At 67.7% G+C, this 12,311-nt stretch carries 9 protein-coding genes and 2 CRISPR repeat arrays (1 of these 11 running past the window's edge); of the genes, 1 reads left to right on the top strand and 8 read right to left on the bottom strand.

Annotation, left to right across the window (positions count from 1 at the left end; translation table 11 throughout):
* Positions 1-2: 2 nt before the first annotated feature.
* Positions 3-323 carry a hypothetical protein gene (locus BG418_RS06470; RefSeq protein WP_188272733.1) on the top strand — a complete coding sequence of 107 codons (321 nt, stop codon included), beginning with the start codon at positions 3-5 and terminating at the stop codon, positions 321-323.
* 715 nt (positions 324-1,038) lie between these two features.
* Positions 1,039-2,529: direct repeats of the CRISPR family, unit length 29 nt; unit sequence GGGACCATCCCCGCGTGCGCGGGGAGCAG.
* Positions 2,530-2,616: 87 nt separating this feature from the next.
* On the opposite strand, the gene cas2e is transcribed toward BG418_RS06470, so the two are convergent.
* Genes cas2e through cas3 form a run of 8 tightly spaced genes read right to left on the bottom strand, consistent with a single transcriptional unit; the run spans position 2,617 to position 11,707 of the window.
* The gene (gene cas2e, locus BG418_RS06465; RefSeq protein ID WP_188272732.1) at positions 2,617-2,967 is read right to left on the bottom strand and encodes a type I-E CRISPR-associated endoribonuclease Cas2e; all 351 of its coding nucleotides are present in this window, start codon (positions 2,965-2,967) and stop codon (positions 2,617-2,619) included.
* Positions 2,964-3,926 (bottom strand): type I-E CRISPR-associated endonuclease Cas1e, encoded by a 963-nt coding sequence (gene cas1e, locus BG418_RS06460; RefSeq protein WP_188272731.1) that lies wholly within the window; start codon positions 3,924-3,926, stop codon positions 2,964-2,966. The genes cas2e and cas1e overlap by 4 nt, the downstream gene beginning before the upstream one ends.
* Before the next feature lie 5 nt (positions 3,927-3,931).
* Positions 3,932-4,651 carry a type I-E CRISPR-associated protein Cas6/Cse3/CasE gene (gene cas6e, locus BG418_RS06455; protein WP_188272730.1) on the bottom strand — a complete coding sequence of 240 codons (720 nt, stop codon included), beginning with the start codon at positions 4,649-4,651 and terminating at the stop codon, positions 3,932-3,934.
* Entirely contained in the window at positions 4,651-5,385 is a 735-nt protein-coding gene (gene cas5e / locus BG418_RS06450; protein WP_188272729.1) for a type I-E CRISPR-associated protein Cas5/CasD, read from the bottom strand. The genes cas6e and cas5e overlap by 1 nt, the downstream gene beginning before the upstream one ends.
* On the bottom strand, positions 5,382-6,578 hold the full coding sequence (cas7e, locus tag BG418_RS06445) for a type I-E CRISPR-associated protein Cas7/Cse4/CasC (protein ID WP_188272728.1): 1,197 nt from the start codon (positions 6,576-6,578) through the stop codon (positions 5,382-5,384). Before cas7e ends, cas5e begins: the two co-directional genes overlap by 4 nt.
* Positions 6,575-7,231 (bottom strand): type I-E CRISPR-associated protein Cse2/CasB, encoded by a 657-nt coding sequence (casB, locus tag BG418_RS06440; protein ID WP_188272727.1) that lies wholly within the window; start codon positions 7,229-7,231, stop codon positions 6,575-6,577. Before casB ends, cas7e begins: the two co-directional genes overlap by 4 nt.
* The gene (casA, locus tag BG418_RS06435; protein ID WP_188272726.1) at positions 7,228-8,955 is read right to left on the bottom strand and encodes a type I-E CRISPR-associated protein Cse1/CasA; all 1,728 of its coding nucleotides are present in this window, start codon (positions 8,953-8,955) and stop codon (positions 7,228-7,230) included. The genes casB and casA overlap by 4 nt, the downstream gene beginning before the upstream one ends.
* Positions 8,945-11,707, bottom strand: a complete 2,763-nt coding sequence (gene cas3 / locus BG418_RS06430; RefSeq protein ID WP_262928552.1) for a CRISPR-associated helicase Cas3' — start codon at positions 11,705-11,707, stop codon at positions 8,945-8,947. Before cas3 ends, casA begins: the two co-directional genes overlap by 11 nt.
* A gap of 386 nt (positions 11,708-12,093) precedes the next feature.
* Positions 12,094-12,311: a CRISPR direct-repeat array (repeat unit 29 nt; unit sequence CTGCTCCCCACGCACGTGGGGATGGTCCC); it runs 1,520 nt beyond the window's last position.

The following is a 12,311-nucleotide window of genomic DNA, read 5'->3' as shown; positions in this document are numbered from 1 at the left end:
TCGTGAATAACGATGTACTGCACTGGCTTCAAGCCCAGCTCGGCCCGGACATTGACGTGGCCGACCTCGCAGCCCGGTACGAACGGCTTTACTCCGCCCGCGCCGTGGCTGTCGAAGTCCTGCACGAGCGCATCGCCGCACTCGTAGCCGAGCCGCTGAAAGTAACCATCAACGGAGTTGCGACCATCGACAACTCCGCCAACGTCACCGCCCTCGAACGCCGCGCCGCCCGGCTTGCTGACGAACCCACGCCGGACGAGACTTCAACCGTAGACGACGGTCTCCTCACCGCCGTACCTCTGCGAGCCCGGGACCGGCGCTGACAGCGACAACGTCCACAAGATTGCGCATAGTGCGAACCAGCCCCGCGTTCGCGGGGAGCAGTCGGTGGTCTTGGCCATGGTGCGGGGGGACATGGGACCAACCCCGCGTGCGCGGGGAGCAGCTGCTGGACGCCGCCCGGCGTGGCCGAACGAGCCATCCCCGGCGCACCGACGAAACTCTGCGACCAGAGGCGACGTGTCCTCGTCGACGATCGTTTCCCGCGTTGGTGCCGATTGAGGCGCACCATATGTGGCGCTGCCGTTGCGTGAGTCAGCTCATGGTTCGTCCCGCCGCACCTCGTGCTGCGGTTCGAACGTAGGGCGGGCAAGGTTCTCCTCCCACCAGGTCAACCAACGGTTTGGATAGACGAACCTGGCTCCGCAGGGACAGACCACATCGGGGTTCTCGCCCGGCTCCCCTTCAAGGGTGAGGCCCAGGTCCATGGTGCACGCAGGGCAGGCGACGTGCCTCATCTCCCAATCGCCCTCACCAATGAGAGTTTCGTAGTAGATGCGATCCGTGAAACGGATCCACTTCCTGGCCATCCCGCCCCCAGATCTATCGAAACCCATCCTCGAACATAGTCTCGCGGGCCTCGCGGCCGCGCACCAAGACTCCAGAGTTCCGTCAGCAACCGGGCGAGTCCCATCGGTGCCCCTTCGTTGGGCTGCTGGCGCGGGGAGCGGGAGGCTGTTGAGGAGCTGGTGGAGGCGGGGGGCTATCCCCGCGTGCGCGAGGAGCAGTTCGTGGAGAACCCCGTTCAGGAGTTCGGGTCAGGGCCATCCCCGCGTGCGCGGGGAGCAGTTGTTTTTTCGGCCGCCGCTAACGGCTCCCGCGGGACCAACCCCGCGTGCGCGGGAGCAGGGGGACGCGGCCCCCGCATCCGCGGGTGTCCGGGGACCATCCCCGCGTGCGCGGGGAGCAGAGTCGCAGCCGGATGATCCGGTGCTGGGTCGCGGGACCAACCCCGCGTGCGCGGGGAGCAGTTTCGTGTGGCCTTGGAGATGAGGACGTCGCCGGGACCATCCCCGCGTGCGCGGGGAGCAGGCAAGGGCTTCGAATTCGTGATCCGCACGAGCGGGACCATCCCCGCGTGCGCGGGGAGCAGGGCGCTGCCTCAACTCGCTGCTTCCGCAGGTCGGACCATCCCCGCGTGCGCGGGGAGCAGTTCAAGTCCAAGACCTTGTCCCGCATGACCTCGGGACCATCCCCGCGTGCGCGGGGAGCAGGCTCTTCCTTGGTCTCAACCGGGGAGACGAAGCGGACCATCCCCGCGTGCGCGGGGAGCAGTGACCTGGGTCGGTAGAAGGTCGGAATCGGAGGGGACCATCCCCGCGTGCGCGGGGAGCAGACGCCCTTGCCCGCAGCCTTGGCCATCGTCGAGGGACCATCCCCGCGTGTGCGGGGAGCAGAAGCGGAAGGTGGAGTTGCCCATCGTCATCGTGGGACCAACCCCGCGTGCGCGGGGAGCAGACATCGGCCAGATTCTCGGTGTTCCGGTGTACGGGACCAACCCCGCGTGCGCGGGGAGCAGTTGGCCGAGGACTTGCATGTGCGGGCGCTGGAGGGACCATCCCCGCGTGCGCGGGGAGCAGGTTGGGGTTCTGGCCCGGGGCCCGGGATCGGTGGGACCATCCCCGCGTGCGCGGGGAGCAGTTGTTTTTTCGGCCGCCGCTAACGGCTCCCGCGGGACCAACCCCGCGTGCGCGGGGAGCAGCCGTGCAGGGCGGGGTCGGCCCACTGCAGCCGGGGACCATCCCCGCGTGCGCGGGGAGCAGGGACGTGCCGTTGCTGGCCTGGGTGTGTTCGCGGGACCATCCCCGCGTGCGCGGGGAGCAGGTCAGTTCGGCGTCTTCCATCTGCTGTCGGAAGGGACCATCCCCGCGTGCGCGGGGAGCAGACCAGGATGTCCTTGCGCGTGACGGCCTTGGTGGGACCATCCCCGCGTGCGCGGGGAGCAGGTGTGGGGCGACAAGGCGGAGGTGCTGGCGTCGGGACCATCCCCGCGTGCGCGGGGAGCAGGTGGGCAACGGCTGCTGCGGAGCGAGGCGAGGGGGACCATCCCCGCGTGCGCGGGGAGCAGGGGGGTGAGGAACATGCCCGCATTCGACCCGGAGGACCATCCCCGCGTGCGCGGGGAGCAGCTACACCGCCGCCCAGGTCTCCGCTCTCGCGCGGGACCATCCCCGCGTGCGCGGGGAGCAGACTCCGCGACCTGCGACGTTGTGACAGCGAAGCCCAAGAATGCAGCACTTTCATAGAAAGCGATATATAGAACATAGCTGGATTCTTCTAGCGTCTCCCGAACCGGCGGCGCTTTGATGCGTTGCTCCAGCCGTTCGTCGGGATGGTCGAGGAGGTCAGGGCAGGGGCTTTGGGGCGTTGGATCAGAGTGAGGCCTTCGTGGTCGATGGGGTTCCAGTTGTGGTCGTGGGTGCGGAAGGTGAATCCTTGCTCGGTGTTGGTGGTGTAAGCGAGAAGTGCCCTGCCCTGGTCGGCATACGTGCGGACTTCCTCCCACAGAGCGTCGCGGATCCGGGCTGATGGGCTACCGATGAAGACGCCGGCTGAGATCTCCAGGAGCCAGCGAGTGAGCAGCCCCCTGAGGCCTGTTGGGCAGTTGGTGAGGACGATGACGGTCACCAGGACTCCTCTGCGAGGGAGGCGTAGTTGACACCGGCGGCGACCTGTTCGTCACGATCGCTCTGAAGGGTGACGTTGTCCATGTCGCTGGTCATGCCGTCGGTCGCCCTGCCTGTGTCCGTGAGGAGTAGCCCTTTGATGTCATCGACGACCCGGTCCAGCAAAGCCAGTTCGTGGATGCGGTCGCGCAACGCACGGCGGGTCCGAGCCCCCACGTCTTCTGGTGATTCTGCGGCGGAGTCGAAAGCGACGGGGATGCCGACTTCCGTCTTGTAGAGGTCGGCCACGTCCAGAACGAATGACAGCTCGTGGCCGGAGTGGACGAAGCCGAGGGCGGGGGAAGCCCCGAGCGCGGCAGTGACGGCGTGCGCGACTCCGTACATGGCTTGTGCTGCTGCGGTGATTGCCTGATTGACCGCGTCGCCTGATGTGAAGTCACCGGGGGTGTATCTGCGCCCCTTCCAGGGAATACCGGTGCGGTCGGCTTGTGTCCGGTAGCAGTCTTTGACGCGTTGGCCTTCGCGGCCGAGGAGTTCGCGGCGGGTGAGGCCGGCGGGGTCTTCGTCAGGGAACCGTAGCCGGTACATCGCGCGGGCGACATCCAGGCGGCTGCGAGGGTTGGCCCATCGCAAGGCCTGGGCTTCGGCAAGGGCGGACGAGCGGGTGAGCGCGCGTCCTCCAGCGTAGTAGCGCACGCCGTGCTCGCCGACCCAGACCACGCCGGCACCGGTCTCCCCGAGCATGCTCATCGCCTGGTGGGTGATGCGGGTGCCGGGGCCCAGGAGGAGGGTGCCGATGGTCGCCGAGGGAATGTGGGTGATGCCCTCTGCGTCTTCGGCAGTGATCGCGTTGGCGTCGCGGTGGATTGTGCAGCGTTCCAGGTAGACGAACGACAGGCGGTCGGCGGCGCGGGTGAGGTCTCGCGGGCTGCTGGCAGGCCGCTGGCTTGGTGTGGCCACCGGGGTCAGTCCGCGGGTGCGAGGGTCATCAGGCCACAGCCGTACGCCTTGGCTTTGCCGATGCCCCGGGTGAGAACGCGGTACAGGGCTGGGGGGTCGGTCACTTCAAGGCGACCGTCATACGTGACGGCCTTGAGTGTCACCCGGTCCGGGCGGCCGGTGCCCGAGCCGCGTTTACCGAAGTCGAGGTTGCGTTGGTCGCGGATGATGACCTGGTACTCGTCTCCGTGCTGGGTGTGCTGGCGCTCGGCGGGTTTCTCCGCCAGGCGGAAGCCGGAGGTTTTCTGGCGCTCAAGTAACCAGCCCAGTTGGTGCTTGGGGACGAGGTGGGCTGTGCGTTTGGTGGGGACACCATCCCGGTTGCGGACGCTGTGTACGGGGTTGGCGGTGAGGCGGAAGTTCCAGACGCTGCCCTTGTCGAGACGGTTGAGGAATCGCGCGTAGTCGTAGGTGCGCCAGCCGGGCGTTCCGGAGGCGGCTGCGGCGGGCCAGCCTGCCTGTTCCACAAGGTGGGTGAGGTCGGGTCGGTGGGGGCTTGCCACGTAGAGCAGAACCTCGGCGGCCGCGTTGCGGTCAAGGCGCCACAAGACTCGTGGGGCGTCGGGGGTGCTGGGGAGGATCTCGGGGAAGGAGGACATGACTGCGGCGTGCATGGCTTGCGGCGAGGAGAGGACCTGCCGCGCGGCGGGGCGCGCGGTGTTGATGCGGAAGCGGGTCAGGAACATCAGGCGTCTTCCAGAAGGCTCGTCGGGTCGTGCGCGGGGATACCACGCTCGCCGGGTGATCGCCGGGCGTGGAGATTGGCCACAGTGACCGTCGTGGTGTGCACGGTGCGCAGCGCGTAGCGCCGGTGACGGGGGTCGAAGCTGACCGGCTGGTCGCGCATCGTGTCGCCCACGAGGGCACCGCTCGTGTCGCTGATGGCGTCCATGAGTACGGGCAACTCGACCGTGAGTTCGCGCCATCGCCGTTTCTGGTACCACTCGGATGCCCGCCATGGCTCTTGCGTCAGGACGCCTTCCAGGTCGGTATCGCGGTGGACGCCGAGGTCGAGGGGGCGTGAAGGCGGACAGGAGCGGCGCCCGAGGTACGGCAGATACTGAGGTACCCGCAGTGCCTGGTGCAGCTTTTCGATGAGCGCGTCAGCGCCTTCTAGTGCGGCGACGAATACTGAGTCCGCCAGGTAATAGCGGTCCGAGACGGGCATGGCGGCCCCGGTGTCGGCGTGGTGGGCGGTTTGGAAGTCCCGGATGCGGGTGCCTTGCTGATCGATGCGCACGCCGAAGCGCAGGGCGGCGAGCGCCGACAGGTCGGCGTCGCGTTCCAGGCCCTGCGCGGCGGCGAGCAGGCCGATCACGCCGCTCTTGGTGGGGGCGCTCTCGGTGGTGCGGCGGGCGAAGCGAGCGGTAGATCCCCAGGCTTGCAGAGGCCCGGCCAGCTGCAGCGCGAGCACGCTCATCGGCGCTCTTCCAGAAGGTCGGCCACGGTCGTGCCGATGGTTTCCACCAGCTGCTTCAGGCTGGGCACTTCGGTGCCGATACCAGAGAGCTTGTCCGTGGCCGGGCCGATCCGCAGGAGCCAGGACTCGGTGCTCTCGTCCCCATACGCGCGCTCGATCCGGGGGATGTAGTCGGCCAGGCGGGCACAGGCGCCCTCCATGTGTCCGCCGAACTCATCCGTGTTAACCGGTTTCTCGAACGCGGAGACGAAGCTGATGGGCCGGGCGGAGCGCAGCTTGACGATCACGGCGTCGGGCAGGGTGTGGTTACCGAATGTATTGATCTTCCCGGTGGGCAGTGAGGCGACGAAGCCGTCTACGAACGCCTCCACGGCCCGGCGGACGGGAGTGGCGGGTGGTTCATCGTCGTCCAGGCCCTTGCCGAGGTTGCGTTCCAGCAGGTCGACGTCGAGTGCCGCGTAGCGGTAGAGCGTGGAGGAGTTGAAGTCGACGGTGCCGATCATTCCGGCGCCTGGCTCGGCGTCGGTGTTGTGGTCGTCGACAGCGGTGAAGTAGTCCGACTCGATTTCTACCTGATGCACGCTCAGTGCGTGGGCGACCTGGGCGGCGGCGTCGACGTTGATGTCGGCGGAGTCGGCAACCATGCGGCCGAACAGCGCGATGTCCACGGAGTGTCGTGTATCGGCAATCCGCTTGGCCCGAGCCTTGTTCTCCTTGTCTTTCAGGAATGCCGTGATGTCTGCTGAGCCCTGAACGGCCAGTTCGGCGAGCCCGTCGAGTTGGCGGGCGCTGAGGTACATCAGGTACGAGGACTCGGGGGCGGGCTCGGGCGTACCGTTCTTCTTGGAGGCTTCTACCTTCCGCTTCGGCGGCTCGATCTTGGAGCCGGTAGCGGCCTGGAGTACCTGCGCGGCGAGCCCCAGTGCGTCTGTGCCTGCGATGGACGGGGCGAGGGCTGTGATGCGCGCGGCGAGCTGTTCAGCAACGCGTTTGGTGCGCACTCCCAGTTCAGCGGGATCGAGGAGCTGGGTGAAGTAGCGTCGCGTGGCACGCTTCCACGCCTGGCTGGACACCCGTGCCCGGGTGACTCCCCCGTACGTCGCGGTCTTGGGGGCGCCGGTGTCGTCCCGGTTAAGGTTGCTCGGCGGGACATTCTGCAGGGCGTGGATGTCGAGAATGATGCGGCTGCTCACTGGGGGTCCTTCGGCTCGGTTTCGTCTGTGGCGATGCGGGGGGCGGGGGAGGGCGTGGTGGGCTTCGGCGGGTGGGCGTGAAAGGAGCGGCCCCAGGAGCGGCGTACTGCGTCGCGGGTTTCTCTGCGCTGCCACTGGTGAATTTGATCGGCAAGCAAGGCGTAGTCGAGGCTGATGTCCTCGCGGCGCAGCAGCGTCACCAGCTCGCGCATCCGGATGGCGAGGACGGTCAGGGCTGGAGCGGAGCCGACGCGTACGAACCGGCGGCGTACCGGCTCATCGACTTCGCCGCCTGGCATCAACCTGCGGACTGCCCCGCCGAGTTCGAGTCCGCCGCTGACGTGCATGGGTGTCGTGCGGGACTGCTGGTGCAGCGCCCAAAGGGTCATGGCGGTGAAGACTGCGTTCTCGGCCCGGACCTGGTTGTCCTCACGACGCAGCCCACCGTCGTCGTACAGCGTCCGCAGATCGATCAGCCCCCACAAGTGAGGCGTAGTCAGCGGGTCTTTGCCAGCGCCGCCGCGCAGCTGGGCGAGAGAGGCGACGGCATCGGGGCGGTCACGTAGGTAGCCGTGTTGCAGGCGCTGGATCTGCTCGTCCGCGACGGTTCCGACAGTGCCTCGGAGGAAGCGGGGTGAAGGAGAGAGGGTCATGCGGGCACCTTCGGCGCGTTGGGGCCGGACGCGTCCTGGGTCGCATCCGCGCTGGCATCGGTTTCGGGGTCGCTTGCAGGCCCGGCTGCCAGGGGAAGCCGTTCATTAAGCCGGACCCGGAAGCGCAAGTCGGCTGAGGCGGCGTTCAGCCAGAGCTGGCCTTTGGCGTGGTCGATGACGCGCCCGTGCCACGCTGCTTCACCGGCTGTCGAGATGAGCTCCGTGGCGATCACGGTGATCTCACGGCGGACCGTGTGCTGCCAGGTGGTGCGGAGTTCGTGGGGGGTGTCGCCTTCCCGGATGGCGGCCAGCCATGATCGGTACGGGCCGTCGAGTACGCCGAACCCGCGGTCGCGGACCGTTGCCTTGGCTGCATCGGGTGTGCTGCCGCGTGCCTGGGCCAGGTCGGCAGCGAGGTGACCAAGGACGGTGACGGCCTCTTCCGCGTCCGCAGCGGCGTCAACAGCGACCTGCCCCAGACGCCGGTCGCTCTCACTGAGCACGACGACGGCCATGGCAAGGCCGTCCTCGATGATCTCGTCGATCACGGACTGCTGAGTGCCATACACCGCTCCGTACGTACGGACGCGGACCATCATTCCCTTGGGCAGGACGCGTTCGTTGACCAGCTGGGCCAGCCAGGCAACGATCCCCGGCCGTAGTTTGGGCGATGGATCACCGCGACTGACGGCGCCGTGAGATTGCGGGGTGATCAGTGCTTCCAGGCCCCGCCAGGCGGCACGGGAAGGGTCGTGCTCTTGCGGCATGTAGACCAGTGGCCTTGCGAGCTTCTTTTCCTGGGCTTCGCTGCGCCGCCAGGCGGACATGGGCTCATGGGTGTGCATGTTGTGCGGGGCGAGCGGGTCGCCGTAGGTGAGCACGACGCCGTGCACACCGTCCGCGTCCGCGTGCAGCAGCAGTCGGCGAGACTGCCATGTATACAGATCACGCAGCCCATGGGGGCGCTGAGCCACGTCGGGCGCGGCCCCCGGAGCAGCAGGTTTTCGCCGCCAGGCGGGCCGGTCTTCGCTGCTTGCTGCGGCCAGGCCGCTGCTGGTGGCGATGAGGTTCAACAGCAGCGTCTCGCGCAGCGTCATACCCTCGGCGAGAACTCCACCGACGCTACCCGCCCAGGCGACTCCCTGCGGATAGGCTTTCCCTGCCTTGGCCTGGCTATCACCGACCACCCCAGTCTTGATGCCTGAGGTGTCATACGTCTGCGTGTGCACCACCCAGCGGGCCGCCTCCGCGAACGAGATCCGCTCGGCTCCTCGGGCGCGCATGGTGAAGAATGGCTCCCCGTTGGGCACATCGGCGACGATCCGGTTCAGGGAAGAGATCTCGTCCTTCGGTGTGCGCAATCCGGCAGTCTGGAAGAACGGTGCCGCCTCGTCCAGGAGGTCGAACCGTTCCCGGTGCGCGTCCAGGTAGTCCGGCACCACCGCGAACGGGGCGTCCTCTTCCCACAGTTGCTCCCACTCGTCCACGTCCTGCGGGCCGTTAAGCGCGTCGTGAAGGATCGCGAGCAGGAGCCGCATAAGGGCGAAATCCTGTGTTGCCATGTCCCCGGCGAGCCGCCGGATCTCTTCTGCGCGGTCGAAGATCTCCCGCAGGGACAGTTCTAACTCGCGGCCGTTCAATAACTGCACCGGCAGCCACGGCCGGCTGGTCAGGTCGAACGACGGTGTGTCGCCGGTTCGCCTCGCCGCCTGCTCATCCGTCACGTCGCACCTCAAGTCCGTCGATGGGGCTGTAGCTGAGGACGAAGCCTGCCAGGTGGGTCTGACAATCGGCCTGAACAGGAAGAATGAGCTCTCCTGCCAGCCACGGGCTCTGCTTCGTCTGCCAGGCGCGGACGCAGAACTCCTCCAATTCGGCGATTACTTGGCCGATGACCTTCGGTTGCGTGAGCTGGAGCGGCAGCCGCAGCCCGCAGGCAGCCGCCGCCTTTCCTGCCCTTGGTGAAGGCACCGCGTCCTGGGGCAGCGGTAGCCCGCCGCGTCCGTCTGCGACCCAGTCCACGGTTGTCAGCGAGCCGTCCGCATGGCGTTGGACGACGATGACCTCCAAGCTCTCCCGGCTGTCACGGACCTGCGCCCGCCCAGCCCGAGTGTCATCCGCGTCCCCGGCGCCACCCGCCACCCACCCGGTCAGCGGCCGACCCGCTTTGTTCCATGCACCGAGCCGGAACGTCTCCGCCCGCCGCTCCTTGTCCATCTGCTGGCGGTCATGGCCTTGGCGGGCCTCGTCCAACGCTCCGGCCCACTGCGGCGGTCCCACCGGATGCTCGCCGTATGCCGTCTGCACCAGCGGGCTGATGTCCTGCGGCAGTCGTATGGGTGCGGCCCCATGGTCGAGGTGCGGTTTCAGGACGGCCAGAGACCGCAGCAGCGCATGCCGGCCGTAGACCAGTTCGGAGCCGCGCACCGGTTTGGTGACAGAAGCCGCCCAGTCGACTCCTGTCACCAGGCAGCGCGGCTCGCGCAGCCGGGCAGGCCGCATGTCGCGCCCGTGCCGGTGCAGGCGCCCTATCCGCTGCAACACCAGGTCCACTGGGGCAAGATCAGTGACCAGCAGGTCGAAGTCGACATCCAGGGACTGCTCGGCAACTTGGCTGGCGACCACGATGTGCCGCTGCGGCCGCTGCGTGGACGATGGGCCGAAGCGGTCCAGCAAATCGGCGTCCTTCGCGGCCCTGTCCAGGTCGATGAACCGGGCGTGCGCCACCGTCACTGCATCGATGCCGAAGCGTGTGCGCAGTACCTTCGCCGTCTCCAGGACACGGTTCACCGTGTTCCGCACGACCAGGACACACCCGCCGTCCGCCAGCTCAGTGTCCAGCCGCTCCGCCAGCACCTGCAGATCGTCGTCCAACGCCTCAACTTGGACCGCATGTTCACGCCCGGATGCCCCGGGAGACTCCACCAGCGGCAGGTGACCGGCGGCCACCGCGGTCAGCAATGGATAGCCATCGGCTTCCTCCACCGCACCGTATGTCCCGGCCTCAGCCCCCGCATATGCCTCCGCCAGGGCCCGGCGCCGTGCGGCCGGCAGCGTCGCCGACAGCACCACCACCGGTACCCGGTAGGCACCCAGCCACGACACAACGCGGTCGAGATAGGAGTTCATGTACGCGTCATACGCGTGGGCCTCGTCGATGACGACGACCTTCCCCGCGAGCGCCAGATGGCGCAGTGCCAGGTGACGGCTCTTCAGCCCGGCGAACAGCAACTGGTCGATCGTCCCGACCGTGAACGACGCGAGCATCGCCTTCTTCGGCCCCCGCAGCCACTGGTGGGCGACCAACTCCGCAGGCGCGGCCCGACTCGCGTCCCCGGGCCCGAGCAGCTCCCCTCCGCCCTCCATGTCGATGGCGGCGATCGTCTGGCGCGAGGCCCGCATCAGTCCCTCGAAGTCCTTGTTCAGCGCCGCCTTGGAGTGCACCAGCTGCACCGACAGGCGCTGCCCTTCCTCGGCCGGGAGCCGATCCAGCCACCCTAAGAGGCGCGGAAACATGGCGTTCCCGGTGGCCATGGTCGGCAGCGCGAAGAAGACGCCCCCCGCACCGGCGCGGGCCGCGAATACCTCCGCGACAGCCAGGGCCGCCTCCGTCTTCCCCTCCCCCATCGGCGCCTCGATGACCATCAGGCCCGGCGTCGGCATCTCCCGCGCGATCCGCACGGCCGCCTCCTGCACGGGCCTAAGCGAGGCTCCGACCGGCAAGTCGAAGCGGACGGGGAACAGTTCGGCGGCCGACTCTCGTGGCACTTCGGGATGCCACGGCTCAGGCAGGTCCAGCCCGCGCCAGGCAGCAGCGATCCGCTCGTCATCCGCCCTTGACGCCGCGTCCGGGAAGTACGGGAACAGATCGCTGTTGCTGGCGATCCAGTCCGCGACGATGACCAGCGCGGACAGCAGCACCTGAACGGGCTGCGGCAGCTTCACTTTCCCCCAGTCGGCCAGACGGTCCGCCACACCGAACTCCAGGGCGCAGAAGTCCAGCAGTCCAGCCTGCGTCTGCCGCCACAGGTCCTCGCTCACTCCTGGAGTGCGCAACAGCTCCGGGTGGCATTCGAGGTCGTAGATCTGCGGATGCTCTGGGGGCGCCCCATGATGCCCGCCCACCACGACCGCGAACTGGGCGGTACCCCGTCCCGGCCACCCGTGCTCGCCCTCCAGCCAGTCTTGCAACAGGAGTTGCCCAGCGAGGCCATGCGGGGCCAGTCGCCGGTCCATCCCCATCTCCCGCCGGTACGGCATGGCCAGCCCTGCCCCGCGCATCCGGTCCGCCAGAGAGTCCACCTGGCAGGCGAAGGCCGGCGTCGCCTTCCCGATGTCATGGACGCCCGCCAGCCACATCACCAGCCGACGCGCGTCCCCCTCGCCATCGGGCAGGACCTCGGCAACCAGCTTCCGCACGCTTGCGGGTATCCACCGGTCCCACAACAGCCCTGCCACCGCGGCGCTGTCCGCCATATGCCGCCACAACGGCAGCCACCCGTCTGTACCGGCATCATGCTTGGCCCAGACGGCACGAGCCGCCCCGGAAAGCCCAGCACCCACAACACCCGGCGATCTTTCCCGCACACCACTCATGCCAGCATCCAAGTACACTCGCGTGCGCCCATGCCGAGATTCCCCGTTTTACACCACCACGACAGGGCCAGCAGCTACAGCCACCACAACAGCAAGACCCTGCCTGCGACAGACAACCACGCTTGCCAGTACATCTATGAAGGTCGCGTCTCAACATGAGCAGATCACCCAATTTGTTTGATTTGAGCGATTGGCCCCATATGTCGACTTGGGAAGAAGTAGTTCACTTCCGGGTTATCGCTCCGTAAAACCGCTGGTCGCGGTGTCTGCTCCCCACGCACGTGGGGATGGTCCCTCGCACCCCACAACGCCCTGACCTGCGGGTTCCTGCTCCCCACGCACGTGGGGATGGTCCCGCGCGGAGTTTGCGCTGCACGCTGGCGTAGTCCTGCTCCCCACGCACGTGGGGATGGTCCCTACAGGCTCCCTGTGCACAGCTGACAGTTGATCTGCTCCCCACGCACGTGGGGATGGTCCCCTCACC

The sequence above is a fragment of the Streptomyces sp. CBMA152 genome, assembly GCF_014596475.1.
Classification (GTDB): Bacteria; Actinomycetota; Actinomycetes; order Streptomycetales; family Streptomycetaceae; genus Streptomyces.
The sequence above is the reverse complement of the archived record's forward strand: the minus strand, read 5'-3'. Positions and strand labels throughout refer to the sequence as shown.

Excerpts from the sequence above, each read along its gene's own strand:
- cas6e (WP_188272730.1), bottom strand. The coding sequence starts at position 4,651 with ATGTTCCTGACCCGCTTCCGCATCAACACCGCGCGCCCCGCCGCGCGG.
- cas5e (WP_188272729.1), bottom strand. The coding sequence starts at position 5,385 with ATGAGCGTGCTCGCGCTGCAGCTGGCCGGGCCTCTGCAAGCCTGGGGA.
- casB (WP_188272727.1), bottom strand. The coding sequence starts at position 7,231 with ATGACCCTCTCTCCTTCACCCCGCTTCCTCCGAGGCACTGTCGGAACC.
- cas3 (WP_262928552.1), bottom strand. The coding sequence starts at position 11,707 with ATGGCGGACAGCGCCGCGGTGGCAGGGCTGTTGTGGGACCGGTGGATA.